The 25280-nt window shown below is 42.7% G+C and carries 26 protein-coding genes; 17 read left to right on the top strand and 9 right to left on the bottom strand.

Annotation, left to right across the window (positions count from 1 at the left end; translation table 11 throughout):
* The first annotated feature begins 233 nt into the window (after window positions 1-233).
* From AC5ZC7_RS08750 to AC5ZC7_RS08760, 3 genes are all read left to right on the top strand, one after another.
* Entirely contained in the window at window positions 234-941 is a 708-nt protein-coding gene (locus AC5ZC7_RS08750) for a hypothetical protein (protein ID WP_496162780.1), read from the top strand.
* A 5-nt stretch (window positions 942-946) separates the two neighbouring features.
* Window positions 947-3709, top strand: a complete 2763-nt coding sequence (locus tag AC5ZC7_RS08755; RefSeq protein WP_511911453.1) for a TonB-dependent receptor — start codon at window positions 947-949, stop codon at window positions 3707-3709.
* 124 nt (window positions 3710-3833) lie between these two features.
* Window positions 3834-4691: a hypothetical protein gene (locus AC5ZC7_RS08760; protein ID WP_496162783.1), complete on the top strand. Its 858-nt coding sequence runs from the start codon at window positions 3834-3836 to the stop codon at window positions 4689-4691.
* A 46-nt stretch (window positions 4692-4737) separates the two neighbouring features.
* Here the strand turns inward: AC5ZC7_RS08760 and AC5ZC7_RS08765 are convergent, their stop codons facing one another.
* Complete coding sequence (locus tag AC5ZC7_RS08765; protein ID WP_496162784.1) at window positions 4738-5028, bottom strand: hypothetical protein; 291 nt, start codon at window positions 5026-5028, stop codon at window positions 4738-4740.
* 140 nt (window positions 5029-5168) lie between these two features.
* Between AC5ZC7_RS08765 and AC5ZC7_RS08770 the strand changes: the two genes are divergently transcribed.
* From AC5ZC7_RS08770 to AC5ZC7_RS08780, 3 genes are all read left to right on the top strand, one after another.
* Window positions 5169-5666, top strand: a complete 498-nt coding sequence (locus AC5ZC7_RS08770) for a low affinity iron permease family protein (protein ID WP_496162786.1) — start codon at window positions 5169-5171, stop codon at window positions 5664-5666.
* 138 nt (window positions 5667-5804) lie between these two features.
* Window positions 5805-6278, top strand: coding sequence for a CYTH domain-containing protein (locus AC5ZC7_RS08775; RefSeq protein ID WP_496162788.1), 474 nt, complete (start codon window positions 5805-5807; stop codon window positions 6276-6278).
* Window positions 6279-6348: 70 nt separating this feature from the next.
* A complete protein-coding gene (locus AC5ZC7_RS08780; RefSeq protein ID WP_496162790.1) occupies window positions 6349-6699 on the top strand; it encodes a DUF2200 family protein in 351 nt (116 codons plus the stop codon).
* Between the two features lie 75 nt (window positions 6700-6774).
* On the opposite strand, the gene AC5ZC7_RS08785 is transcribed toward AC5ZC7_RS08780, so the two are convergent.
* Both AC5ZC7_RS08785 and kynU read right to left on the bottom strand, forming a co-directional pair.
* Window positions 6775-7734, bottom strand: a complete 960-nt coding sequence (locus AC5ZC7_RS08785; RefSeq protein WP_496162792.1) for a tryptophan 2,3-dioxygenase family protein — start codon at window positions 7732-7734, stop codon at window positions 6775-6777.
* Between the two features lie 5 nt (window positions 7735-7739).
* Window positions 7740-9041, bottom strand: a complete 1302-nt coding sequence (gene kynU, locus AC5ZC7_RS08790) for a kynureninase (RefSeq protein WP_496162794.1) — start codon at window positions 9039-9041, stop codon at window positions 7740-7742.
* Between the two features lie 330 nt (window positions 9042-9371).
* Here kynU and AC5ZC7_RS08795 point away from each other — a divergent pair, with 330 nt between their 5' ends.
* Window positions 9372-9719: a carboxymuconolactone decarboxylase family protein gene (locus AC5ZC7_RS08795; protein ID WP_496162796.1), complete on the top strand. Its 348-nt coding sequence runs from the start codon at window positions 9372-9374 to the stop codon at window positions 9717-9719.
* 9 nt (window positions 9720-9728) lie between these two features.
* Here AC5ZC7_RS08795 and AC5ZC7_RS08800 read toward each other — a convergent pair whose 3' ends face one another.
* Window positions 9729-10352, bottom strand: a complete 624-nt coding sequence (locus AC5ZC7_RS08800) for a hypothetical protein (protein ID WP_496162798.1) — start codon at window positions 10350-10352, stop codon at window positions 9729-9731.
* 210 nt (window positions 10353-10562) lie between these two features.
* On the bottom strand, window positions 10563-11261 hold the full coding sequence (locus AC5ZC7_RS08805) for an alpha/beta hydrolase (RefSeq protein ID WP_496162800.1): 699 nt from the start codon (window positions 11259-11261) through the stop codon (window positions 10563-10565).
* 226 nt (window positions 11262-11487) lie between these two features.
* Here AC5ZC7_RS08805 and AC5ZC7_RS08810 point away from each other — a divergent pair, with 226 nt between their 5' ends.
* The 6 genes from AC5ZC7_RS08810 (at window position 11488) to AC5ZC7_RS08835 (ending at window position 15153) form a co-directional block, all read left to right on the top strand.
* Window positions 11488-11913, top strand: coding sequence for a hypothetical protein (locus AC5ZC7_RS08810; RefSeq protein WP_496162802.1), 426 nt, complete (start codon window positions 11488-11490; stop codon window positions 11911-11913).
* A 225-nt stretch (window positions 11914-12138) separates the two neighbouring features.
* Complete coding sequence (locus tag AC5ZC7_RS08815; RefSeq protein WP_496162804.1) at window positions 12139-12822, top strand: glucosaminidase domain-containing protein; 684 nt, start codon at window positions 12139-12141, stop codon at window positions 12820-12822.
* A gap of 1 nt (window position 12823) precedes the next feature.
* On the top strand, window positions 12824-13540 hold the full coding sequence (locus AC5ZC7_RS08820; protein ID WP_496162806.1) for a cellulase: 717 nt from the start codon (window positions 12824-12826) through the stop codon (window positions 13538-13540).
* Window positions 13541-13766: 226 nt separating this feature from the next.
* Complete coding sequence (locus AC5ZC7_RS08825) at window positions 13767-14297, top strand: ATP-binding protein (protein WP_496162808.1); 531 nt, start codon at window positions 13767-13769, stop codon at window positions 14295-14297.
* Window positions 14288-14674 (top strand): hypothetical protein, encoded by a 387-nt coding sequence (locus tag AC5ZC7_RS08830; RefSeq protein ID WP_496162810.1) that lies wholly within the window; start codon window positions 14288-14290, stop codon window positions 14672-14674. The genes AC5ZC7_RS08825 and AC5ZC7_RS08830 overlap by 10 nt, the downstream gene beginning before the upstream one ends.
* Before the next feature lie 107 nt (window positions 14675-14781).
* Window positions 14782-15153 carry a winged helix-turn-helix transcriptional regulator gene (locus AC5ZC7_RS08835; protein WP_496162812.1) on the top strand — a complete coding sequence of 124 codons (372 nt, stop codon included), beginning with the start codon at window positions 14782-14784 and terminating at the stop codon, window positions 15151-15153.
* A 53-nt stretch (window positions 15154-15206) separates the two neighbouring features.
* On the opposite strand, the gene AC5ZC7_RS08840 is transcribed toward AC5ZC7_RS08835, so the two are convergent.
* Both AC5ZC7_RS08840 and AC5ZC7_RS08845 read right to left on the bottom strand, forming a co-directional pair.
* Window positions 15207-16079, bottom strand: a complete 873-nt coding sequence (locus tag AC5ZC7_RS08840) for an NAD(P)-binding domain-containing protein (protein ID WP_496162814.1) — start codon at window positions 16077-16079, stop codon at window positions 15207-15209.
* 85 nt (window positions 16080-16164) lie between these two features.
* Window positions 16165-16713: a hypothetical protein gene (locus AC5ZC7_RS08845; protein WP_496162816.1), complete on the bottom strand. Its 549-nt coding sequence runs from the start codon at window positions 16711-16713 to the stop codon at window positions 16165-16167.
* A 105-nt stretch (window positions 16714-16818) separates the two neighbouring features.
* Here AC5ZC7_RS08845 and AC5ZC7_RS08850 point away from each other — a divergent pair, with 105 nt between their 5' ends.
* Window positions 16819-17784: a helix-turn-helix domain-containing protein gene (locus AC5ZC7_RS08850; RefSeq protein ID WP_496162817.1), complete on the top strand. Its 966-nt coding sequence runs from the start codon at window positions 16819-16821 to the stop codon at window positions 17782-17784.
* An 89-nt stretch (window positions 17785-17873) separates the two neighbouring features.
* Here the strand turns inward: AC5ZC7_RS08850 and AC5ZC7_RS08855 are convergent, their stop codons facing one another.
* Entirely contained in the window at window positions 17874-18476 is a 603-nt protein-coding gene (locus AC5ZC7_RS08855) for a hypothetical protein (protein WP_496162818.1), read from the bottom strand.
* 174 nt (window positions 18477-18650) lie between these two features.
* On the opposite strand from AC5ZC7_RS08855, the gene AC5ZC7_RS08860 reads away from it, so the two are divergent.
* The 3 genes from AC5ZC7_RS08860 to AC5ZC7_RS08870 all read left to right on the top strand — a co-directional run bounded on the left by AC5ZC7_RS08860 (window position 18651) and on the right by AC5ZC7_RS08870 (window position 24501).
* Entirely contained in the window at window positions 18651-19799 is a 1149-nt protein-coding gene (locus tag AC5ZC7_RS08860) for a heparan-alpha-glucosaminide N-acetyltransferase domain-containing protein (RefSeq protein ID WP_496162819.1), read from the top strand.
* Between the two features lie 498 nt (window positions 19800-20297).
* Window positions 20298-20777: a response regulator gene (locus AC5ZC7_RS08865; RefSeq protein WP_496162820.1), complete on the top strand. Its 480-nt coding sequence runs from the start codon at window positions 20298-20300 to the stop codon at window positions 20775-20777.
* Entirely contained in the window at window positions 20758-24501 is a 3744-nt protein-coding gene (locus AC5ZC7_RS08870) for a chemotaxis protein CheB (RefSeq protein WP_496162821.1), read from the top strand. Before AC5ZC7_RS08865 ends, AC5ZC7_RS08870 begins: the two co-directional genes overlap by 20 nt.
* A 127-nt stretch (window positions 24502-24628) precedes the next feature.
* Here AC5ZC7_RS08870 and AC5ZC7_RS08875 read toward each other — a convergent pair whose 3' ends face one another.
* Window positions 24629-25012, bottom strand: coding sequence for a nuclear transport factor 2 family protein (locus AC5ZC7_RS08875; protein WP_496162822.1), 384 nt, complete (start codon window positions 25010-25012; stop codon window positions 24629-24631).
* Window positions 25013-25280: the final 268 nt, after the last annotated feature.

Here is a 25280-nt window from a genome sequence, read left to right on the forward strand (position 1 = left end):
AATTAATGTAATGTTTTGGAGGGAATACTTATCCTGATCTATTTTGTCTTCACCCTTTTTGATGATTTTGTTGTCTATAGGTAAGAATAAGCCATCTATATCTATTAAACAGGACCTGGAGAGATGACAGGGGTAGTAAAATACTGCCTCCAATGCCTGTTTGTACCCTGTGAAGGGGAGCAGCAGATTGTCTGTATGACTTGAATATAGGGATAGCTGTAAAAAAAACGACCATGCACCTGCGAAGGATTCTGAATACATTATTATTTACCTGTTGCGGGTTTTCCCATGCTGTTTATGCACAAACATCCGGACCGGAGAATGTCATTGTAGACGGTAAACTGTCTGAATGGGGCGCATCATTGAAGCACTACGATAAGGCGGCAGTGCTTTACTACGACATACACAACGACCAGGACTTTTTGTACATCGCGTTTAAGCGTCCAAAATTTGCGTGGAATATAGCCTTGCCCCAACGGATGATGTTTGAAATCGGTGATGGCGATAAGCCGGGTGTTCAAATTGTTTATCCCGGCCATTATAGCGATAATAAAGATGAGATGTGGAATCACCTGGAACTTAAAAAAGCGGGCGGCAGTTCATTTGATACTTTAACGGTGTACAACGACTATGGGATTCAGGCTGCCGGAGGCTTCTGGTATAAGCAGGTAGTTGCCAAAGAAGCGGGGGAAGGTCCTGATGGAGGCGAATTTGCTTATTGGATTGGAGCGGATGGTGAGTTGGCGATTCCCCGAAAGCTATTGCCGGTGGCAACAGGAACCTGTACCATCAGGATGTTTATCGGTTCGGAGAAGGATTTAGCAACAGCGCTGGACCTGTTAAACCTCAAGGCCCATTTTGATTTCAGCAAAGGATCGGGGAACAGCATTGACGCGCTGGTGAAAGATGCAAAATTATCGGTTACTTATCTCTTAAAATAAATCCTTTGTATAAATTCCTGTTAACTGTCGCACTTTTGTTCATATCCGGCGCCGCGCTTTTTGCGCAATTGCCGTCTAAACCAACACCGGTAACGGTGAGAAGAGTGAATGGTGTAGTCCGGGATAGTCTGGGTAAGGCTATTCCGGCTGCTGCCATCAGGTTGATTTCTTCCAAAGATACCCTGCATACCCTTACTTCTGAATATGGGGTATTTAACTTCCGGGAGGTGCACAGTGAATCTTTTTCCGTTGAAGTACAGATGGCAGGTTATCATCCTTACTTTAAGAAATACTTCCTGAACGACACAAAGGCTATCCTGGTATTACCACCGCTGGTATTGACTTCCAGCATGGTACAACTAAAAGGGATTGTAGTCACAACGGAGAAAGGACCGCAGCAAAGAGGCGATACTACAGAGTTCTGGGCGAAAGATTACATTGTCCGGGACTATGCCCGCCTGGAAGATATGCTGAAGCGGATGGAGGGATTTTCGACAGATGCCAATGGTGCGTTGAGTTACAATGGCAAGCCTGTTAGCAGGGCACTCTTCAACGGAACGAGGTACTTTGACGGAGATGTGGCGGCCGCTATCAGGGAACTGCCCGCCGATATTGTAGAGCGGATACAGGTGATCCAGGATAATGAAACCGGAACAGGTGCGAGGAAATCTATGTCAGAATCTTCCTCTCAAACATTGAATATTGTTACCAAGGCAGATAAATCGGCCGGCAAAATGTACCTCGGAAGCCTGGCTGCCGGCACACAGGATCGTTATTCAGGCATGCTTTCCGCTAAATCTATTGATGGCATACATACCTGGGAGGCTGCCGTTTCAGTGGGGCAGGAGCCATCAGGCATCAAAAGGGATGCACCATTAGGTACCATCAGTAAGATGACGGAAGGTTTGGGACGTGATGTAGGTGGAGGCGGATCGGGCGGCATGCAAAACCGGACCGCTGTGCAATTGAATTACGGGGACAAAATCGGGCGCTTGAGATATGGGATAAACTATAGTCTTGACAGAGCACATGCCCGGAATGAGACGTCCGTTATTTCAGAGGAGTTTTATAAGGAAGGAAATCTGAAGAAAAATACTACCAGCACCGATGATAATACCTTCACCAGCCACAGCCTGCTCTTGTATGCGGATTTGCAAAAAGGAATTTTCAGGATGATGACCCAGGCAAGTGTTTCCTCATCCGGCAGTGTAAGTAATAACTTTCGCGAAATCCGCCAAACAGGAATATTTGATAACCTGCAGCAGGTTGGAACAGGCATGCGTTCACAGGCACCTTCTTACCAGTTAAATTCTTCCCTGCATTTTTATGAGGGGAAGAAAGTGAGTTTGCAGGTACGAATTGCGGCTACTGGCAACAGCAGAGATGGATCCGGACAGGATAACACCGATACTTATAGTGCCGGTGGTGTGAAGCCGGATAGCTCCCTGCACCTGTTCCAGCAACAAAAGACTAGTTTATCTGCTTACAGTGCGAATATTGCTTTGATGTATCAATGGCGGAAAAAATATGTCTTTAGCCTGGAAACAGCACCAGGATTCACCAGGAATGCAGATATTAATTACCGGGACCAACTTATACCGGACCAGCCGGCAAAACGGTTGACGGAACTCAGTAACGATAATGTGTTGTTGAACTACCGCTTACCCACTGCAATATCAGTCACTTATTCTCCGCTGAACGCAATGTCCATTGAATTGAGAGGCAATTACGAAATCAATTGGCGGCATAGCCAGTTTCGTTTGAAGGAATTAGATCTTTCTACCCGGTCCGCTTTTTTTACTCCCAGGATAGATTTTAAATATCAAATTAAGAATGGAGGACTGCTGAGCGCATCTTATGCCAGGAATGTAAATCTGCCTACACTGCTCCAGCTTAATCCCAGGCCCTATTATGCCACGCCGTTTGATGTAACCATTGGAAGCCCGGATCTGAAAAATGGGGTTAGTAATACCCTTGTCGTGCAGATTTTTAAGAATATTCCCAGGCCGGGCATCGTATTTAATACTGCTTTCAACTATAGTTTCACCGGCAGCAATATCGGTGCTAACAGGATTATCCTGGTAGATTCAGTCACCAATACCATCCGTACGGAAACCCACTACCTCAATATACAAGGCGGGGATAATAAATCGTTTTTTTATTCATTGTCTAAAAACATGAAGCCAATGAATACAACGCTTAGCATAAATGGCATGCATCAATGGGGGCAGCAGGTATTTTTAGCAAATGGTAGCCTGGAGCAAACAGATCAACGCATGAACAGTTATAGCTTTACGGCATTATTTACCCCGGTAAAATGGTTGGATCTGGCGCCGGATGTGGCATACAATACCAGCAACAACCAGAATTCATTGCAACCGGGACGCCCATTGTATAATAATGAACTGAATGCGCACATCAATGCCGGTATTTACTTCCCGGCAGACCTGAAGATAAATGTTAGCGCAAGACAAACGGTCACCCGGGCCAGCAGCCTGCCAGTGAGCCAGCATCCCTTTGTACTCAATGCTAATATTGAGAAGCGGTTTCTGAAGAGAAAGGATGCCATCATCAGCTTTATGGTGATGGATGCTTTTCAACAGAATAATAATAACAGCATTTTGCAAACAGCTACAGGGTATACCAATGCGGTATCCAATCTTAAAAGCCGTTACTTCTTATGCCAGTTGTCGTGGAATCCGCAGCGCTTTACCCGCAGTAAATCTGCCACCGGTTCGCGGCGGGGAGATGGTAGTTTTGTAAAGTAACAGTAGGAGGAATGTAGGAATGGATTAAAAAATACTATCTTCAGATGGTATAGTGCAGGAGCTTTCTGTGTAAGTATAATAGTACTTTTTTAATTCAACCCCTTTTCCTCAAAATCTGTCAACTATGAAACTGTTAGCAACAACCCCTTTTTTAAGCCTGCTTTGCATAGGGCTTACCACTGTTGTTTATGGCCAAACCTATTCCGGTACCACAACTATTCCGGTAGTATCAACGGCTCCTGTTAGTTACAGGGTAAATGAGGTCAATCACGGACCAACACATGGGTATTATAAAAAAAATTATAGTCTTACCATATACGGAGATACCGCTTCCATTGGCTTTCGGGCCGATTGTGATGAAGATGACGATTGGCGTCTCGCCAAAAAAAAAGGGAAGAACAGCACCACACAAAAAGGTAATTCCTTTGAAGGAAAATATAAATGTGACTTTGATCCGAACACGTTATATGGAACTGTTTTACCCGGTATTGCTTCCGGGCAACACCATTTTGATGGGGTTAAACGTTTGGGCGTAAGAGAAGGTGATGTAACCATTACTTATCGGTTGGATGCCCATGGTAAGATAGTGGATTCGCTTATTGGTGTTGTGTTTGACAGAGGGCCACAAAACCAGCCGGGAGAATCCAGTGTTGCCGCCCGCAAAAAGTTAAAGGGAAACCCGGATAATAATCAATTCATTTATATCGTCTTCCCTAAATCAGCAAAATACCTGGAGCAGGTGGTTGGAACGAAAGCGAATAGTATCCATTTACAGAGAATACCCACAAATGAAGATTTCGTACAGGCTTATCAGTTGATGCGTGAACAAGCCGACAGTAATGTCAGGGTAACGACGAAAGACGCATTAGTGGCCATGTTGTTGGAAATTCCATTACTTGTCAATTTTGATGAGCCTACCGCGAAGGAAAGGGCAGATGGTTTATTGAAGCCAGCTAATAATGACCGCAACCTAAACGAGTAGATAACAAAAGTCCCCACCTGCATACCAGGTGGGGACTTTTGTTATCTTATATCTTTTCTATAAAATGAATACTTATCCCCCGGAAACAATCATCCTGGCGGCCTCTTTCAACATATCCGCAACTGGATATCATTCCTTTGTTATCCGCCGTAAAGTAGGTATCTGCATGGTCTCTTTTCAATAACCAGTCATCTTTCGCCTCTATGTAAATATCGTCCAAGGTGCGGAGCGCATATCCCACTGTATGTGTTCCCAGTTTGATTTTTTTAATACCAGCGGCCGGATAATGATTATATTTTGTAAGTGCCGATGCTACAGGGAAATTGCTGCGTACCAATATTGCAGATATTGTTTACGGAAAAGGGTAAAAATAGTTTCTTTACCCGGGAGAGAAAAAGGACATCGCTTCCGGTACCTGGGGTTATATGGCATACATTTTATGGCATAGTGTATATTATAATGTTAATAATATACACTATGAAAAACATGGACATTAATGCCACCAGGAAGGCCGGATTCTTTGAACGGACGGCTGCCACGGCAGTATCGGTTACTGGTAGCGCCGGCGCCTTTGTAGTAGCCCTGCTTATTATTGCAGTTTGGGGTATTACTGGCCCCTTTTTCAAATATTCAGATACCTGGCAATTGGTAGTTAATACAGGGACTACCATCGTTACTTTTTTGATGGTTTTTTTAATACAGAAATCACAAAACAAGGATTCTAAGTCAATACAGCTAAAGCTAAACGAGCTGATTGCCGCTAATAAATTCGCCAGTAACCGGCTGATCGATGTGGAAAATTTAACGGAAGAGGAACTGGATGTTTTGCATAGATATTATTGCAAAATGGTAGAAATAACCAGTACGAAAGCGAATATACAAGAGTCGCATTCGGTAGAAGAAGCCATATCAGCGGCATTGGGGAAGCATGAAGCATTGCTGATGAAGAAGAAAGGAAAAGATACGGCTTCCTGATCCTAAGTTGTTGCTTTAAATATAGCGGCGGATTCAACGGTATGCGGGGGCCTATTGAAGGCACATTTTGTGAAAATAAATCTACATTTGATAACCTTTAGCACGGGTGCTATTCAATATTTTATAAAACATCTTACGATGGCCCAGGAAATAGAAAGAAAATATCTGATTGATCTGAATAAATGGAAAGAAATAGAAAAACCTGCCGGGCATCACTACCGACAGGGCTACCTGGTTACAGATCCTCAGAAAACTATCAGGGTAAGGCTTACTGCCACCAAAGGTTTTCTAACAATAAAAGGTATTTCTACCGGCGCCTCCAGGCTAGAGTATGAGTACGAAATACCTGTTGCTGAGGCCACCGAATTATTAGACCATTTTGCAGTATCAGAACTTTCAAAAATCAGGTACAATATTGAGTTTAAGCAACACACCTGGGAAGTGGATGAGTTCCTGGGCGATAACGCCGGACTTTTTATTGCTGAAATTGAATTGGACAGTGAAGACGAGGTTTTCGAAAAACCGGAATGGGTAAGAGAAGAAGTGACGGGGGAAAAGCAATATTATAATTCCAACTTAACAATACATCCCTATAAAAATTGGAAGTTATAGTACAAGGCATAGTTGGGGTCAAGGGGATTCGTATTTTCAATAAGCTAAAGTTAAATAGTAAACGTTGGATATGAACAATACAAAAATATTTCGTACTGCATTCTCCGGTATATATCCCCTGTATATTAAAAAAGTAGAAAAAAAAGGCCGTACCGCAGAGGAAGTGAATGAAATCATTTTTTGGCTGACAGGATATGATAAACAGGGGCTTCAACAGCAAATTGATCAGCAGGTTGATGTGGCAACTTTCTTTGGAGAAGCGCCGGGAATGAATCCGAATGTTTCAAAAATTACCGGTGTCATTTGCGGTTATAGGGTAGAGGAAATGGAAGATGGCCTGATGAAACAAATCCGGTATTTAGATAAGCTGATCGATGAATTAGCGAAAGGAAAGCCGATGGAGAAGATATTGAGGAGGTAAGCGGGTAACAGCCATTGTGATTTAAATAAGAGAAGACATTCACCCCGCCGGCGTAAATGCCTTCTCCTGATATTGTTACGTTCTGTAAGATTTTAATACATTCATTACCCAGGATTTACCCCATTGGTCAATTTGTTCTTCTGTCCACAGATAAGGATAGAAAATTCTTTTCTGGAATCTTGGAGGCAGGTATTTCTGCCAGTTGGTTCCGCCGGTAGCGGCGATGTCTACCGGGTCACGCTCCAGGTAACGTACTGCAGATTTGTAGTGTGATAAGGGCCATTCCACGTTCACAAACAAATCCAGTTTTCTGAGTTCTTCTTCCACCGTGCTCATATCTTCTCCCCGTTGTTGCAGTGTTTGGTAAAGGGCAGAAAAATTGGTGTCGACATTGTTTTGCGCCAGTTGTAGTAATTGGCTGGCATATTTCACAATGAATTGTTGCAGAGTAAGCGTTTGTTTGCCGGTAGATAATTCTGAAGCGCCGTATTTCCAGTAGATATATTCAAACTGTTCCGTTAGCGGAGCGTTTTTTAACTCCTCTCTTTTGCTTAGGGATACCAGTTGAATGAGATTAGTGGAGTAGATTTCAATCATGCGGTATTGCCCTGATTGGAAGCCACTGGCAGGCAACAGCGACATTCTGAATTTCAGGAATTGTTCTTTATCCATGCCGTCTACCATGATATCGAAAGAGGACACGAGGGCCGTGAAATAGGCGTTGATTCTCTTCAGCCGGGACGCAAAAAAATCGGGTGTCAATGAGGCGTGGGTGCTTATCTGTTTGCACTCATGCAGGGCCAGTTTGAAATAGAGTTCAGTGATCTGGTGATACATAATGAAAATCTCTTCATCCGGATAAGAGGTTTTCGGATGCTGAAGACTCAACAATGTATCCAAATGAATATAGTCCCAATAGGTAAGATAATCGGCATACAGCAGGCCGTCAAGATATGCCGTGATATCCTGTCCCATGGCCGCATATTTCTCCTGCAGTAAGGACAGTCTTTCTTTGATGGCGGTTGTTATTTCCATTTCTTTTATTGTTGTGCTGGTGTAATCAATTCTTTACTTATCTGTAGCATGCGTGCAGCCGTGTGGTATACATCTTCGAAGCTGTTGTACAAAGGTACCGGGCTAAGTCGGATGACATCGGGCTCGCGCCAGTCGCCCAGGATATGGTTAGCTACCAGGCCCTGGAATACTTCTTTGGCTTTGTACCTGGCAATGATGGACAGCTGCGCACCCCGTTCCATGCCGGCAGCGGGTGTGATGATCTTGTATTGTTCAAAGCCAAGGGTTTCGTTGATATTCGTGATCAGGTAGTGCAGATAGGCCGTCAGTTGCTGGCTTTTGTTTCGGAGTGGATCCATGAAACCGGCTTGCTCGAAAATTTTAAGGGAGGCGTGATAGAGTGCCATTGGAATGACCTGGGTACAGCTTATCTGCCATCCATCGGCGCCTGCTTCCGCCGTAAAGCCTTTCTCCATTTTGAATCGCTGTTGTTCCTGGTATCCCCACCATCCTGCAAAGCGGTGGAGGGAGGTATCGGAAAAATGTTTTTCATGAACAAAAATCCCGCTGATTCCCCCGGGGCCGGCATTTTGGTATTTGTAGGAGCACCAACAGGCAAAATCGATGTTCCATTCATGTAGTTTCAGCGGCACGTTGCCTGCTGCGTGGGCGAGGTCGAATCCTACTACTGCGCCGGCGCGGTGACCAGCTTCCGTAATGGCTGGCATATCGAACCATTGGCCGGTTAAATAGTTGATGCCGCCAAACAATACCAGCGCTGTTTGTTCGCCGTTGTTGGCAATGGCAGCCAGGATATCTTCTGTTCGTAAAGTGGCTTCACCGCTGCGTGGTGCTACTTCAATAATAGCGTCTTTGGGATCATATCCATGGAACCTCACCTGGCTTTCCATGGCGTATTGGTCGGAAGGGAAGGCGCCTGCTTCCATAATGATCTTGAACCTGCCGGCAGTGGGGCGGTAAAAGCTTACCATCAGCAGGTGCAGGTTCACCGTGAGGGTATTCATCGGGCATACTTCCCGGGGGCTGGCGCCCACGATGTTGGCCATCAGTCCTTTTAGTTCTTTGTGGTAGTACATCCAGGGTGTTTCACCTTCAAACCAGCCTTCTACGGCCAGGTTCTCCCAATTGTTCAGCTGTTGATCAATGTAGGTACGCGCTGATTTGGGCTGTAATCCCAGCGAATTTCCGCACATATAGATGAAAGGAGTGCCCTGTTGTTTGGGAAATAGAAATTCGCTTCTCAGGTGGCGTAGTGGATCTTTCCGATCCAGGCTTTGTGCGAAAGCCAGGCTGTTTTCGAAAGTCATATTAAAAAAGTATGTTAATGGTTGGAAATCGCGCCCATAGGCATTGTTGCCAACAGCGTCGAAAATGATGTATTAATAAGCCGGATGATTGCAGCAGTAAGCTGCCAGCAGGAGGAGTGCCTGCTAAGAAGGTCTGTTGATTATATTTTTATAGATATCTCCCATAGACTGGAAAGTCGGGCAAAACAAATATAAATTGTTTATTCTGCCAAATAATTTTCCGGAACGTGCTGGTTAAACGAAGGGCTGCGATCTGCGGGCAGGAGAAAGAAAACCGGTTTTTTATTTTGTTATCGCGTATTTTACTATAGTAAACCCAAATTTTGAAAGATGTCTGCATATCAAAATCCCGGTGACAGGGCATATACCGAAATGCTGCTGAAGGCAGCCAGTAAAGAATCGGCCGCATTTATGAATTTGAAGCACACGGCGGAGAGAAAGGATGGCGCTATCCCGGTTAAATACCGGGAACTGATGTCTGTAGCAGTAGCGTTGACCACGCAATGCGCTTTTTGCATTGAATCACATATTGAGAATGCCGTTAAAGCCGGCGCTACCCGTGAAGAAATTGCAGAAACGGTGTTTATTGCAGCGGCACTTCGTGCAGGCGGCGCCGTAGGAAATGGATTGACGGCAATGCGTCTTTTTGAAGAAGCGAGTCAGAAGGAAGTAGGGTAGACTTCCTGGCTATGGGTTGCTGTCATATCCTTCCCACAGAGCTTTCTCGTATTCCGCATCGTTAGTATCGCTTAGCATACGCCTGGTGACGATTTCAGTATCTCCTTGCAGATGATAGTATTCCAGAGTGGTTATATTACTGGTATCCTCCATTCTCGTAGTATTTGGAATGAGCCTGACGCCTGTTACAAGTTTTAGCGTGTCATTCTCCCAATGGTATTCTTCTTTAAATTTGGTAGCATACCAACTACCTTCCCAACTGGATCTTATCACATTTCTTTCCGGGACATATGCAAAATTCCATAATTTACAATCTTGTCTTACCCATAAGCTGCCGTCTTGCCTGGATAATACCGGTATCGTAGGTCTGTGACCATTCATTTGAGGAATTCCTGTAATTAGAATATCCGTGTAGCCGTCACGGTTAAGATCCATGGTATCAATATAAGAAAGCCCCATCCCTATGATGGTATCTAACAGGTACCATTTGTTTTCATGTTTCCTGGCTATCCAAAGCTTAACATCCTGATCGTAAAAATAGAGAGTATCCTTCTGCCAACCCAGCAACATGATAGAATCGGAGGCTCCAAAGCCGCTATCCTTAAAGAAAACATGTGTTGCAAAGTTTTGCATTGGCTGCCGGATACTGTCAGGTAAAGGGGATAAGGAAGTAAATGGCTGATCAGACTTAGGTTTACAACTACAATAAATAGTGATTATACTAAGTAACATTATTTTAAACCAGCCAGAGGAGTGCATACTAAATAGGTTGGATACGAAGTTAGTGATTTCCGGAAGGCCGGAGAAATTCCGTGTTGAATATCTTACACGAGTCGGTTTCCACTACTCCCCAAAATAATTCGTAATAATATGCCCAATGGTATCCGCTTTGTCTAAAATCATCAAATGACCTCCTCCTTTGATCCGGTACTCAGGATGTACCAGCCTGCTGGTAATAACCCGGTCGGCGGTGCCATGTATCTGAATGGTTCTTTCAGGCGCCTGTTTATTATTCCAGTAGGCCAGGCCTCTTAATGCCCAGCGGAAAAAGGTAACGTCTGTGTCTTTTAATAGTCTTGTTAATGCGGCTTTATCTTCCGGGGATTTGGCGCCAAAGTAGCGATAGGTAAGAAAATTGGTACGCTTGATCATGCCGCCGGGAATAATGTGATATAACCCTATTTTCATAAAGAAAAACTGTACGGGATTCAGTTCTTTTTTTGTTCGTACAGACGAGATCAATACCATTTTTTTGTAAGAAATCTGTTTAGATACTTCTACCGCTATGATACCGCCAAAGGAAAGCCCTATGAGATATGGATTGTCAACGGTGATCTGGCTTTTTATCCTCCCTGCATATTGGGTGAGTGATTCGCCAGGTAACGCTGGTATCCAGGAGATAAATACTTTGTGGTAGCCCGGGAGTTGCAGATTCATGAATATACTTGAATCTGCCCCTATACCACTGAAAAGGTAAACCGTCTTTTGTGCTTTGATGGTATCTTCCGGTGTTTGACAAAACGCCCGGAGGCTGGTTAGCATAAGCAAAACTAAAAAAATCACCTTCGCGTGGTGCACTATACTTATTCTCATTTCCTCACTTTTTCCTGAGCTGGCAGTTTCAAATATTAATAAAAAAGATAATTTGCCTGTGTCATAAATGGCACTAATGGCAGCGTACTATCGCAATACTCAAAAATATTGCCTAATATTGCAAACCGCGGCCCAACGTGAGAAACCGCCTTGTTTTTATGGGAAAAATCTGTATATGTACGATATAAAAATACAATCTCCATTTACCCGTTATCCGGTGGCCCACCCCGACTGCAACAGTGAAAAAGCCCTTCATTTATACCAGGAAATTGATTGGGAACGCCTTTACCGGGAGATTGAAGAAACCCGTAGCAGTCCTGAGAATCCATTTTATTTTTTTGAGATAAACCGGAAAAATCAGCTAGGCGAGCCCGAAACACTCTGCATTTCAGGATGTTTGAGAGGCCGTGTTGGAATAGGATATATGCGCCCAAAAATGGAACGTAAAGGATTTTTTACAAAGAAGGATGTACTGAATCCCAAGTTTGCCACACAAATGGATGGTATGGATGCCGATTTTGGATTGTCCTGTGTGCAGGCGTTCATAAAGGGAGATGCTGATTATCTGGAACAAAACTTATATGAAAGAAGGAAGTACTAACATTTGATAAGACGCGGAGAAAAAAGGTGGATGGAATTAACTTGATTTAAACATTTTTCATAACTTCATAGGTATAAGATAAGTGCAACCCCGAATCTGTAGCGGGAAATCTGAAGTATAAAATCATAGCCCCAAATGGAAAGAAGTCTCCAAATGTATTCTTTTATGTGGTGCTATATGTCATTGTTGTAGCAACAAGATTACCAATACCCCAAAATAACTAATATGAAGCAATTCCTGCTAATAGTAATTATTGCCATTATTGGATCTAATGTTTCTTCCCAGACAATTAAATTCGCTCCAACACCTAATGAAGATTCCCTGCATGGCAGGAATGATAACTGTTATCTGAGCGCCCTTAATCATCCTACCGCAGCAGAAAAACAGCAATTTATCAGCACTATCAAAGACTATGTAGATTCCTTGTGTCATAAAGAACAGCTGCCGGCCAAAACTATTTTGGCGATGGCAATTGGAGAAAGCGGATATGGCTTTACCAGGACGGCCTGGTATGCCAACAATTTGTTTGGCATAAAGATATTTACCAAAGACACGATCACTGCTTACGTATTAAAAGGGCAGCCCAGCGAGGGCGTGAAAAATAAAGTATTGAAAAGCTATGGCGAGAACCGGGTCATTTTTGACGAATCAACCAGGATAGATAACCGGTACCGCATTTTTGCAGACAGACAGGCAGCTATCCAATACCTGGTCTATAAAATTTTATTAGGTAGAAGATATATAGGCGCAGCGCAAGCGTATCGGGAAAGCATGCGCACGGGGGCCTTTTCTGAAAGAGAGGCTGCATTGCAATATGCCTTTACCATTGCGCAGAAAGGATACAATCATCTCGGCGGAAATTATTATCGTAAGAATATTGAGAAGATATTTAACACCTTAAATTTTTAACATGAAAAAAATGATCGCCCTGGTGGCTTTGTTAAGTACCGTGTTGATGGCTTATTCGCAGGATAATGCGGTGTTGGACAAATATTTAAGAGATAGCCTCGACGTTATTGCCGGTCGCGTAGAAAAAAGAATTATTAAATCGAGGTACATGGTGCAGGAGTTGATCAGCACCACTGATACCCTTAAAGGCTGGGAGGGCGTGAAGGTTTCTTTCTACAAATATATCGTGAAGGATAAGGAAAAAGGCCCTTTAACAGCGTATGTTTATTTGTTAAACCCCGACGCTAAAAAGCTCGCCTCCTGGGTTATTTCCGCCTGCGTACTCACCACCGGTAAACTGGATAAAAAAAATACCGACTTCATGCTCACTACTATTAATGGGGCTTCTAACGGGCAATTCCCTGTGCTGGGTGTGGTGTATGAAGATATGGACAAAAAGGACTTTTTTATACCCTATTTCTTTAAAGATGGGGTTACTGTATTTCTGAAGAAAAAAGACGGTGTTGATATCAGCCAGATTAATGACCAGAATATGAAAGGCACTGGTGAGTTTGGCAGGATCATTAGCACTACCCGGAAGCAATACAAGAAGAAGTATCCTGCTAGTCATCCGGAAGGCGCCAATTGGTTGAATGTAGTAAGAGATGCCTATAAAGAAGCCATGAATTCAAATGTCAATACTTTAATGGTGGCCTGGGCAAATAGTAACCTGCATTAATGAATAACAACATAGTGTTCATTTTCGGGGCGGCACAATAGCTGCGTGCTGTTGCTGTTACTGCCAGGTCCCTGGACAGAAACATTCAGGTTGCCATTCTTTACCCATAGGTATGAGTTTCAGGAAAACTTAAAGCGCTTGCGCTTTGATTTTCCCGGGAATAAAACCATATTGTAGGTTGAAAATGAAGCATTCATTTGCTGGTTATTGAAATATATCTACCCAAATGCAAGAACGTACAGAAATTTTGCTGATCACGGGGCCTGGTGGCGCCGGTAAATCCACGACTAGCTGGGAAATACAGAAAATACTGGCAAACGCTAACATTGCCCATGCTGCCATTGAAACGGATGAGCTGGATAGGATTTATCCGGTGCCGGTGAATGATCCGCTGACCATTGATATTAGTAGCGCTAACCTGGCCGCCATTTGGGCCAACTTTAAACAACTGGGACATACCCGCCTGATTTTATCCGGCGTAATGGTTGATCTTGAAATGAATAAGCGTTGGATATCGGCGGCCATTCCGGGGGCTCAATTTATCGTTGTACGCTTAATGCCAACGGATACTGAATTAATGGAGAAGATTCATAAAAGAGAGATAGGTATCAATCAACAGCGACAGGTTAGCCGGTCACTGGAACAGGTAGCCAGGATGAGAACCGAAGATAATGGGCAGGCAACTGAATTTGTGACGGAAGGTAAAAGTCCTGAAACAGTAGCAATGGAAATACTTCATTTTATTCAATGGGTGTAATCCCTGATTTTATAAATACTATGACACTCCCCAAAAAAGGGCATCGGAAAATTTCAGTAGATCATAAAGGCTATGCCTGGAGCGTAAAGGGTACAGATGGTGGACTGCATCTTTCTGTAGTTCCAATAGCCGCTCAACATAATTTATTAAGCGCTTTGTTCGATTATCACTCCAAACCAGTGGGACAGACCATCACAGCAGATGGTATGGTAATAACTCATATGGAACAACAGCTACTGATTACAGGCTATATTGTTCGACAAGTCATACTATATGCATTAAATGGAGGGTGGGATCCGGAGGGAGAACGGAGTATTTTGCATCTTCGCGGAATAGCGGACAAATTGGACTTAAGACTTGATAAAGAAGCGAAGTAGTGTTGGGCATTACTCCCGGAAGCATCGATTCCATACGGATAATTTTATCCGTATGCTCATCATTCAGACATAAGGGATAAATTTGTCCTTGTTAAAACAGCATTACTATGTATGAGAAAAAGATGCCCAAAAAATTTACCTGTGGTATGGCAATTATCATGGAGATTATTGGCGGGAAATGGAAATCATACCTGGTCTTTTTAATCAACAAAGGGGTGAGAAGACCAGGGGAGCTGCACAAAGCGGTTCCTTCTGCCAGCAGGAGGGTGCTGGACCTTCAACTGAGGGAGTTGGAATTTCACGGGATCATCAAACGGGTGATTTACCCGGAGTTGCCTCCTAAAGTAGAATACTACCTCACGGAATTTGGAGAATCCTTACTGCCGGTAGTAGCCGCGATGGATAAATGGGGAGACCAATACCAGGAGGTATTTGAGCAATTAATGGAAAAGAAAGAACAACTGGCGATTGCACAATAAAAGTATCAAAGCCGCACTTATTTACGGGTGCGGCTTTGATATTGAACAACCTGTTATTTCAGGACTTTAAATACGGCCGCCAACTGCTCATTTCCAAAGCCTGCGGCCTGTGCTCTTTTGAAAATACTATGGATGAATGAAGGGATTTCCGCATTAATACCCGATTCCTTTGCCTGTTGCAGGAAAAGTTGTATCCCATCTACGCAGATATTAAGCGAGCTTTCCGGGTTGGAATAATCACCTGTTTGAATTACATCCGCCTGTCGTTTGATCATCTCTCCCAATACCGGTGCCGTCTGTAATATCATAGCTCCCAATGCAGCTATTGGCAGCCCTTCTGATTGAAAGATATTTGCACCATGAAAGAAGCCTGTGGTCATGCCAAAGAGTGTTGACAGGAAACCCATATCCCAGGTGGCGGCAGCGCCTGGCTCTTCTCCCATATACTGCAAACCACCGGCAAGCGCTTTAAGTATATGTTCATGTTGTTCATATGCTATTTTGGAACCGGATACAAAAATAGGGGTGTCTGGTCTTCCAATCTGGCTGGGTGTGGCTAGTATCGCTCCATCGAGGTAATCAAGTCCCCTTTCCCTGGCCCATGCAGCGCCATCCCGCGCGTTTTGAGGGGTGCCAGAGCTAAGTTCGATCTGTACTTTCCCCGCAAGTACCGGTGCTACATCTTCCCTCCCTAATATGCTGCGTGTATTGTGGTAGTTTGTCACACAGGTGATGATCACCGGACTGGCTGCGATGGCGGCAGCTATTTCCGGAATAAATACGGCCCCTTTCTCTACCAGTGATGCTGCTTTAGCAGGAGTGCGGTTCCAAACGGTTACTTTATATCCATGTTTGAGCAGTGTGCTGGCGAGCACAGTTCCCATATCTCCCAGGCCAATAACGGTTACGTCTTTTTCTATTTTCATACTTGCTGTTTAATGACAGCAAAAATGAGCATAACCGATATGCCGGACAACCGGGGAAAAAATTTTCAGGGGCGGATAAAAATGTCTATGAAGGAATAATTTTAGCGATTACCACGCCCGTTAACCCGCAGCCAACGACTTGATCAACACATTGCGCCAGGAAAAAGCTGTTGGGAAATTCATACCAGTTCCAATAAATCGTGCTTACGGAAGCACAAGCTAAAGCGCCCAGGAGGCCGGCCACGAAAACACGTTTCCAATAAGAGGCAGTGATGAGCGACACAATATAAGCAATGACCAGTGTAGTGATAAAATTACTGGTGAATTGGGTCGCTAATTTATTAAATGATAGCGGAGAACCGCCAACAGGGCGGTAGATAATCATGCCAACGGGTCCTGTTTCAAATTTTTTCTCAAATGATGATTCCTGTTGTGGGGTAGTGTGTCTGAAATCTTTCCCCGGAAAGAAGTAAAGCCCTTTTTGGGGAAGATTATCTTCGAATGTCTTGATAATTGTATCTTCATTGGGCAGTGGCGTAAATCCTGCACCAATAAATAAAAGCAGGTGTGAAATGGCTCCCCATATAAAGAGTACAATACATCCGGCCATAGCAGCGCTTAATATTCGTTTCATGATAACTGATTTATTACAATATTACTTTCATCCGAAGAATAATAAGCATGGCAAAAACGACAATCTTATATGTTGATCACGACACCGTTTTATTAAAAGCAGGCTATGAAACATATTTCAATTCTGGCGTTGAATGATGCCACCATGACCAGTATTGACGGGAGTCTTCTATTATTTTCAAGGATTAATGATTTTCTTAAATACCAGGGAGGAGAACCCTTTTATACCATTGAGTTGGTAGGGCTGTCGGGGCATATTTCTTTAAACGGAGCACTGTATACCATTAACGTTAATAAAAAAACAAGTGAGGTCAGGAAAACGGACCTGGTTGTGATACCAATTATATGTGGTGATTTTCCAAAGGTCTTGAAGTCCAATGAAGGCTTCTGTGATTGGATCAGGGTGCAGCATCAACAAGGGGCGGAGATAGTGAGCCTTTGTGTAGGCTCTTTCTTTTTAGCGTCAACAGGATTACTCGATGGCAGGAAATGTGCTACCCACTGGGCAGCTAAAAACGAATTTGAAACCATGTTCCCCACAGTGAATTTACAGGAAGACGCCATCATAACCGATGAAAATGGGATTTATACCAGCGGAGGAAATTATTCCTACTTAAACCTGCTTTTGTATATCATCGAAAAACACCTGGGGAGAGAAATAGCGGTATTGGCTGCCAAAATGTTTGAAATCGATATCGAAAGAAAAAGTCAGCACCCATTTCTCATTTTTATGGGGCAGAAAAACCACGATGATGCTGCCGTATTAAAAGCGCAACAGTTCATTGAAGACAATTCGGATAAGCGATTTACGATCGACGAGATCAGTTCAAAATTTGGCATCAGTCGAAGAACATTTGAAAGGCGGTTTAAAAAGTCGACTGGTAATTCTTTGATGGAATATATACAAAGGGTAAAAGTTGAGGCAATCAAAAAGCAGTTGGAACTGGGAACAAAAACAATCAACGAGATTATTTTCGAAATCGGGTACAACGATGTCAATGCTTTCAGGAAAGTATTCAGAAGGTATACAGGTATGTCACTTACTGATTATAGGAAAAAGTATCAATCATAAAAAAGTATTTTTCGTGTTAAATCCTTTGTTAATAAGGGTTTAGCACGAAAAAAATAGTATCAGTAATATCTTCCCACCGGACATCAAAATTATTGTTTAACCAGCGTATCTGCCAGGCTAATCGTTTGGTGTTGTTGTTTTATAAATCCTTCCAGCGGTTTCGTGGAAGGCAGGTTATCCTGTTGGTATTTTTCAATAACGGGTAAAGTCTTTACAAGTTTCAGTATGGTATGAAGGTCTGAAATGCTGGTTTCGTTTGAGGCAATAGCTTTGAGCAATGCATCGTGTTTTGCAATGCGTGCGTTGTATTTTTCCAGGTTGCTCGCTATTAATAGTTTCATTTTTTCTCTCAATAATGAGTCTTGAATTTGAGACAGGTGTCCATCTGCAGAACTGAAATAGTGTGTTACTTTCCTGTTAAAGCTGTTGAATGATTCAATGGAGTCATTTTGACTACTGTTGAGTATATCAATTTTCTCTTCCAGCTTTTTTAGCTGCGGGTCTTTACTGACAAGCTCCCCATAAAGATTTTCTACTAAATTATTCTCCGTTCTTTTTGAAATGATTTCAAAAGAGCTTTTATCTTCCAATGCTTTTGGTGTTTCTTGTTGAAGGGGTGATTGCACCCGGGGACCTTGACAAGAAGCAAATACAAACAGGAGAATTGTTGACAGGGATATTTTTGTCGTCATAACTACAGATGATATAAGTGCGCCTGAAAATAATCAATTTTTCCATTTACCGAAGTTTTTCTAACGTCACATAAGGCATATTGCGTTATTTACTGTTCCTCATTTGCAGGCGATACAGATATCCCAAATTTTGATTAAATTTAATATATTCCTACACTTTTCAAACTTCTCCGGATGAAGAACCGTATTGCCTCTTTGGACGTTTTGCGTGGTCTTATAATGGTGATCATGGCGCTTGACCATGTCAGGGATTTCTTTACCAATGTGCGATTTAGCCCCACCGACCTTGCTTTAACCACGCCAGGCTACTTCTTTACAAGATGGATTACGTATTTCTGTGCACCGGTTTTCGTTTTTCTCAGTGGCGCCGGGGCCTTCTTTTATGGGGTAAAGAATAATAGTATCCCGCAACTGTCTCGTTTTTTATGGACCCGTGGCCTGGTGTTGATATTCCTGGAGATGACTGTTATGTATTTTGGCACGGCCTTTAATCTCCATTACGACATCATTGTACTGCTTGTGCTATGGCTTATTGGTTGTTGTATGATTATCATGGCGGCGCTGGTGTATCTGCCGGTAAAATGGATAGCAGCTATTGGTATTTTACTCATAGTAGGGCATAATGCGTTGGATAGTATCAGGGTGGAGAGTACTGGTTTCCTGGGAGTGGTCTGGATGATATTGCATCAGCAGGGTTTGGTGCCTATAGCTGGAAAGACGAATGTTTTGATTGCATATCCGCTTGTACCCTGGATAGGTGTGATGGCCATCGGTTATGTTTCTGGCCAGGTTTTTCAGCTGGAGCCACTTCGCAGGCGGAAAATCTTGTTGTGGCTGGGAATTGGCGCTATGGTGGCTTTTGTATTGATAAGAGCGGTCAATATTTATGGTGATCCTGCTCCGTGGTCGTTCCAGAAGAATGGGCTGTTTACTTTCCTGTCTTTTCTTAATACCACCAAATATCCTCCTTCATTAAGCTTTCTGCTGATGACATTAGGGCCTGCATTAATATTCCTGGCGATCATAGAAAATGGGGGAGGTAAGCTGGATTTATTTTTTATCGTGTATGGAAGAGTGCCGTTATTTTACTACGTTGTCCACTTTTACCTGATCCATTTTTTCGCACTAATCGTTGGTGTATGGCAAGGCTTTAAAGTACATGATTTTGTACAGTTTCCCAATCCTTTCCCTGCCGGCTATGGATTTAATTTGTGGGGTGTGTACGCAGTATGGATAGGTGTAGTAGCGATGATGTACCCACTCTGCAAATGGTATGGTAATTTAAAGAGCAGGAGTAGTAATAGATTGTTGAGCTATATTTAAATAGCCATCTGATTTCGGTATTGGGAGTTTCTTGTAAAGGCTTAAATAGAATTACAGGCTATTTGGGGCTTCTTGCAGTTAGCGGAATGATAATTTCCAATGGATTTTACCTTCCTATTGATGAGTACGGCTGCCGTAGTGATGATTTATTTTTTAAATAAGTGCAGGACCTTTTTGTTCCTCCGGATGTTAATGTCACTACCATTCGCCTTTATCCGGGTATTTCCTCTTTTAGGGAAAAGTGCATACTGTTCAAGCCATTTGAGCAAGTGACTATTGTTTAATGTATTGTTTTTAGCCCAATCCGTTGTAACTTGTGAGTATTATGCTATAAGTGTTACTTACCGGAATCAAATACCTCAAAAACAATAGTCTTCGTTAATTAGAGCGTTTTCATTTTTTATGCGGAATATCAGGCTAACCTGAGTATAGCAAATTTCGACTGGTGTGGTAGAGATTGAATTGGCTTTAGATGTTTTACGTAATTAAAAAGTGTATATGTCTTTTCAGAAATTACGAACCCTCCATATACTGCTTGCCGACGACGACCTTGACGATTGTCTTCTTTTTAAGGAGGTTTTGGAAGAACTGGCGTTATCCACTGTTCTTACAACGGCCAATGATGGTGAGCAACTGATGCAATTGCTATCAGGAAATGAAAGCCAGTTGCCGGACATTCTTTTTCTTGATTTGAATATGCCACGCAAAAGTGGTTTCCAGTGCCTGTTGGAGATAAAGCAGCGTATAGAATGGAAGGCAATACCCATCATCATCTTCTCTACTTCACTGAATGAGGATATCGTAAATCAGCTTTACAAGAACGGGGCGCTCTATTATATTCAAAAGCCCAATGAATTTTCAGATTTGAAAAAGGTGATTTATCATGCATTAAGTCTTGTATTGCTGGGAATACTCAAGCCACCTGCTCAGGCAGCATTTGTGTTATCTTCAACCGTTTATGAAAAAGAAGACAAATAAGCCATTAATCAAATCGTCAAATCTATTTCCCGTAGTTGGTATTGGCGCTTCTGCAGGTGGCCTGGAGGCTTTTAAAAAATTGCTCCATGCTATTCCTGAGAACTCAGGAATGGCTTATGTTTTGGTGCAGCATCTGGACCCTCATCATAAAAGTGCGTTACAGGAGCTGCTGCAAAAGGTGACCAGTATTCCGGTTTTGGAAATTACGGATGAAGTGAGGGTGGCCCCCAATCATATTTATACCATCCCGAGTAATAAAATACTCATAGCAAATGATGGCATGTTACAATTGAGCATACGTCCTCCAAAATCCGGAAACGAGCTAAGTATGCCAATAGACCTTTTTTTTGCTTCATTGGCAGAGGTGCATCAATCTGACGCCATTGGGGTAGTTTTATCTGGTACGGCTTCAGATGGCACCCAGGGGTTGAAAGCTATCAGGGAAAAAGGGGGTATTACTATTGCGCAAGATGTGGCGTCAGCTGCATATGATGGAATGCCCAGTAGTGCTATTCAGGCAGGAGTGGTGGATTTTATTCTTTCCCCGGAGGAAATCCCCCGGAAATTATTGAGCATAATTCATAGTACTCACAGAAACCGTAAGGAGGAAACAAATACATCATTGACAGACGAAGATGTATTTAAGCAAATACTTTTACTGTTGAATATCCGGAAAGGAGTGGATTTTACCTATTATAAGCAAACAACCATCCGCCGGCGTATACTGCGGAGAATGTTGCTGAATCAGAAACGTGAACCTTCAGCTTATCTTAAATATTTACAAGAAAATAAACAGGAGCAAGATATTTTATACCAGGATCTTTTAATCCCGGTAACTGGTTTCTTTCGCGATCCGCAAATCTTTAATAATTTATGTGCCTCCGTTTTTCCGGTAATTGCAAAAAGTAAGTCCGCCAATGAGCCTATCCGTTTGTGGGTGGCAGGATGTAGCACTGGAGAAGAAGCCTATTCCATCGCTATTTGCTTCAACGAGTTTTTCGGTGGAAGGCATAGGAAGATACAAATTTTCGCTACAGACTTAAGTGACATAGCTATTAAAAAGGCGAGAGCGGGTGTTTACACAAAGAATGAAGTGGCAGGCTTAACACCACAACGTTTACAGGAATATTTTATTAAATCTAAAGACAGCTACCAGGTTGCTAAACAGATAAGGGAGTTGTGTATTTTTACCCAACACGATTTCTTAAATGATCCTCCCTTTGTCAGGATGGATTTTATAAGTTGTCGTAATGTGTTAATTTACCTGGAGCCATATCTTCAAAAGAAGGCATTAACCACTTTCCATTATGCTTTAAACCCTAAAGGGTATTTATTATTAGGCAAGTCTGAAACAGGAAGTGCTGTTCCTGAGCTTTTTGCTTCCGCTAGTAATAATGAAAAATTATTCCTCCGAAAAGATGCGCCCAGCAGCTTTTTTATTTCGTCTGACTCAAGAAGGGAACAGCGTATGATCGACATCAACACCAATCTGAAAGGGGAAAATACGACGACAGATTTCCAAAGAAAAGCGGATGAGATTATACTTAATAAGTATAGCCCTGCCGGTGTGGTAATTAATGAGGCAATGGATATCGTTCATTTCCGGGGGGCCACCGGCGCTTACCTGGAACAAGCTGCGGGTAAACCAAGTCATAATCTGTTTAAAATGGCTAAATCCGGGTTAGGTTTTGAGTTGCGTAATTTAATTCATAAGGTTCAAAAGGATAAAATTCCGGTTATAAAAGAGAATATTGCGGTACAGGTTAGTGAAGGCCAACACCTTATTAGCATCGAAGCCATTTGTTTACCCAATATGATAGAGCCACATTATTTGATTCTCTTTCATGAAAACTCTTTAAGATTCGCTACCAGGAGCTCTGCTAAATCAAGGACAACAAATAAGGATCTGCGGATTGAGCAATTGGAGAAGGAGCTGCTGCAGAAGCGCGAAGATATGCGAAGCATTACGGAAGACCAGGAAGCCGTTAACGAAGAGCTGCAGAGCGCTAATGAAGAGTTATTGAGCAGCAGTGAAGAATTACAGAGCCTGAATGAAGAGTTGGAAACAGGCAAAGAGGAACTGCAGGGAACTATTGAAGAACTTACTGCCGTAAACCAGGAACTACTCAGTCTTAATGACAAGTTAAAAGCAGAAAAAGATTATTCTGAAGCTATTATCGCTACCATACGGGAACCGCTGCTTATTATCGATGGCGATTTTCGGGTAAAAACAGGTAACCGGAGCTTTTATAAAACTTTCCAGGTAGATGAGCAGGAAACAGAAGGAATGCTGATTTTTGAACTTGGTAACAAACAATGGGACACCCCGGCATTACGCAAGCTATTGGCCGCCATATTACCGGCGAAAGAAACTTTTTTTGATTTTGCGGTAACCTTCGATTTTCCTGCTATCGGTAAGCGTACCATATTATTGAATGCGCGTGAAGTAACAAGAGAAAGCGGGGAAGAAAAGTTAATACTACTTTCATTCGAAGACGTTACAGAACGAATCAGAGCAGAACTTATTCTGAAACAAAATGAAGAACATCTCCGGGAAATAGCTGAACTGGTACCACAAAAAATTTGGACGGCCGATCGTGAAGGGAATGTTAATTATTATAATCAGAACTGGTTAGAGTATACCGGTTTGAGTTTAGAGGAGTTAAAGGAGGGGGGCTGGAAAAAAATAGTGCATCCGGATGATTTGGCGGAAAATATGCAACGTTGGCAGGAGTGCATTAAGACCGGGGCTATTTTTGAATGCGAACATAGATTCCTGAATAAAGAAGGAGAGTACAAATGGCACCTTAGCCGTGGGAAGGCGCACAAGGACGACAAAGGAAACATAAGGATGTGGTTGGGAGCTAGTACTGAAATTCAGTTACAGAAACAACAAAAAGAGCAATTGGAAACAACGGTGGAAAACAGGACCCACGAAATACAGCAAGCCAACGAAGATCTTCAACAAGCCAACCATGAACTGTTGAGGATGAATAAAGAACTGGAATCGTTCAGCTATATATCCAGTCACGATTTGCAGGAACCTCTCCGGAAAATACAAACTTTTATCTCCCGTATTCTTGAAAAAGAAGTTGAAAATTTATCAGAGGGAGGAAAAGTATATTTTGAGAAGATTAAAAACGCTGCGAATAGAATGCAGATACTGATTAACGAATTGCTTTCCTATTCCCGCGCCACTACCGCCGGGCAAAAAAGCTGGAAGACTGACCTCTCCCAGGTACTCAATAATGCATTAGAGCAACTGAAGGATACCATCCAGGAAAAGAATGCCACCATACAGGTAAGTGAACTATGTCAGGCAGACATTATTCCTTTTCAATTTCAGCAGCTTTTTTACAACATCATCAGTAATTCACTGAAATTTTGCCACCCGGACACGCCACCTCATATTACCATTAAAAGCAAAATTGCTACGGGTGAAAGATTAAAGTATGATAAACTTTATCCTCAAAAGGAATATTGTCATATTTCTATTGCAGATAAGGGAATCGGCTTCGATGCTGATTATAATACAAAAGTCTTCGAACTCTTTCAACGGCTTCACATTAAGGAAGAATACCCCGGAACCGGTATTGGTCTTGCTATTGTGAAAAAGATTATTGATAATCATGATGGCTTCATTACCGCATCCGGTAAGTTGAACAAAGGAGTAACTTTTGATATTTATATTCCGGTTGTTACAAAAGAAGCCGCTATAGGATAGTTTTTTTTGTAATTTCTGCACTATACTCCAGGAAAAATAAAAAGGACAGGATAGTGTATACTATCCTGTCCAACTAAGTTAACTTCTTTGTACAATTTTCAAATCAGGCTTTTCACCCGGCGAAATCTCACGATAGCTCCTGTCGATAGGAGACCTTATCCATGATCAGCCATTTCCCGTCTAATTTTACCAGGTTAAACCGGTCAATGAACCGGAAAGTGGCAAAAGTTAATTGCACCTGGGCTGATCCGGTGTCTCCGTCCCAGGTATATGAAAGCAGTTCGGGTTGGCATTCCTGCAATGCAGCCTGGGCAACGAGGTCCAGGTATTGCGGCAATGTCCACTGAACCAACTTCCCTTCTATGATAGTCCTGATGTATGCATCGGGGTGAAAGGCGCCCTGGAGTCTTTCGATGTCTTTTACGGGACGCCCCTGGAGATAGTCGTTAAGCGTAAGCTGAATCAAATGCTTTTCCTCGTCTGCTCCAACTTTGTTTGTGAAGGTTTCCATAGTTTTTTTTGCAAAGCTACTTGTATTGTTTTTAAATATCCAAATGTATGTTCGAAAAAAAATAGCTGTACATCGTGATGGCATGCTTGTCTTTAATATCGAATGCCATTCCCCTTCAATATTTTTATACCGCCTTCATTGCCCGGATTTTCCGATAGCGGGCAATGAAGTTCTCTTTGTTGATCAGTTGGTAAAAGCACGCTTCAGCACGATCGGGATTTTATTGTCAATAAGGTTGTCGTATGGGTGGAGATAAAGTCCCACGATG

It is taken from the genome of Chitinophaga sp. 9-1-y (genome assembly GCF_059511905.2).

What these genes read in the sequence shown, in the direction of transcription:
- AC5ZC7_RS08785 (WP_496162792.1), bottom strand. Translation starts at nt 7,734, where the DNA reads ATGGAAATAACAACCGCCATCAAAGAAAGACTGTCCTTACTGCAGGAG.
- AC5ZC7_RS08840 (WP_496162814.1), bottom strand. Translation starts at nt 16,079, where the DNA reads ATGAAAATAGAAAAAGACGTAACCGTTATTGGCCTGGGAGATATGGGA.
- AC5ZC7_RS08820 (WP_496162806.1), top strand. Translation starts at nt 12,824, where the DNA reads ATGAAAAAAATGATCGCCCTGGTGGCTTTGTTAAGTACCGTGTTGATG.
- AC5ZC7_RS08815 (WP_496162804.1), top strand. Translation starts at nt 12,139, where the DNA reads ATGAAGCAATTCCTGCTAATAGTAATTATTGCCATTATTGGATCTAAT.
- AC5ZC7_RS08770 (WP_496162786.1), top strand. Translation starts at nt 5,169, where the DNA reads ATGAAAAACATGGACATTAATGCCACCAGGAAGGCCGGATTCTTTGAA.
- AC5ZC7_RS08870 (WP_496162821.1), top strand. Translation starts at nt 20,758, where the DNA reads ATGAAAAAGAAGACAAATAAGCCATTAATCAAATCGTCAAATCTATTT.
- AC5ZC7_RS08775 (WP_496162788.1), top strand. Translation starts at nt 5,805, where the DNA reads ATGGCCCAGGAAATAGAAAGAAAATATCTGATTGATCTGAATAAATGG.
- AC5ZC7_RS08850 (WP_496162817.1), top strand. Translation starts at nt 16,819, where the DNA reads ATGAAACATATTTCAATTCTGGCGTTGAATGATGCCACCATGACCAGT.
- AC5ZC7_RS08780 (WP_496162790.1), top strand. Translation starts at nt 6,349, where the DNA reads ATGAACAATACAAAAATATTTCGTACTGCATTCTCCGGTATATATCCC.
- AC5ZC7_RS08760 (WP_496162783.1), top strand. Translation starts at nt 3,834, where the DNA reads ATGAAACTGTTAGCAACAACCCCTTTTTTAAGCCTGCTTTGCATAGGG.
- AC5ZC7_RS08875 (WP_496162822.1), bottom strand. Translation starts at nt 25,012, where the DNA reads ATGGAAACCTTCACAAACAAAGTTGGAGCAGACGAGGAAAAGCATTTG.
- AC5ZC7_RS08825 (WP_496162808.1), top strand. Translation starts at nt 13,767, where the DNA reads ATGCAAGAACGTACAGAAATTTTGCTGATCACGGGGCCTGGTGGCGCC.
- AC5ZC7_RS08860 (WP_496162819.1), top strand. Translation starts at nt 18,651, where the DNA reads ATGAAGAACCGTATTGCCTCTTTGGACGTTTTGCGTGGTCTTATAATG.
- AC5ZC7_RS08805 (WP_496162800.1), bottom strand. Translation starts at nt 11,261, where the DNA reads ATGCTAACCAGCCTCCGGGCGTTTTGTCAAACACCGGAAGATACCATC.
- kynU (WP_496162794.1), bottom strand. Translation starts at nt 9,041, where the DNA reads ATGACTTTCGAAAACAGCCTGGCTTTCGCACAAAGCCTGGATCGGAAA.
- AC5ZC7_RS08845 (WP_496162816.1), bottom strand. Translation starts at nt 16,713, where the DNA reads ATGAAACGAATATTAAGCGCTGCTATGGCCGGATGTATTGTACTCTTT.
- AC5ZC7_RS08810 (WP_496162802.1), top strand. Translation starts at nt 11,488, where the DNA reads ATGTACGATATAAAAATACAATCTCCATTTACCCGTTATCCGGTGGCC.
- AC5ZC7_RS08750 (WP_496162780.1), top strand. Translation starts at nt 234, where the DNA reads ATGCACCTGCGAAGGATTCTGAATACATTATTATTTACCTGTTGCGGG.
- AC5ZC7_RS08800 (WP_496162798.1), bottom strand. Translation starts at nt 10,352, where the DNA reads ATGCAAAACTTTGCAACACATGTTTTCTTTAAGGATAGCGGCTTTGGA.
- AC5ZC7_RS08835 (WP_496162812.1), top strand. Translation starts at nt 14,782, where the DNA reads ATGTATGAGAAAAAGATGCCCAAAAAATTTACCTGTGGTATGGCAATT.
- AC5ZC7_RS08795 (WP_496162796.1), top strand. Translation starts at nt 9,372, where the DNA reads ATGTCTGCATATCAAAATCCCGGTGACAGGGCATATACCGAAATGCTG.
- AC5ZC7_RS08865 (WP_496162820.1), top strand. Translation starts at nt 20,298, where the DNA reads ATGTCTTTTCAGAAATTACGAACCCTCCATATACTGCTTGCCGACGAC.
- AC5ZC7_RS08855 (WP_496162818.1), bottom strand. Translation starts at nt 18,476, where the DNA reads ATGACGACAAAAATATCCCTGTCAACAATTCTCCTGTTTGTATTTGCT.
- AC5ZC7_RS08830 (WP_496162810.1), top strand. Translation starts at nt 14,288, where the DNA reads ATGGGTGTAATCCCTGATTTTATAAATACTATGACACTCCCCAAAAAA.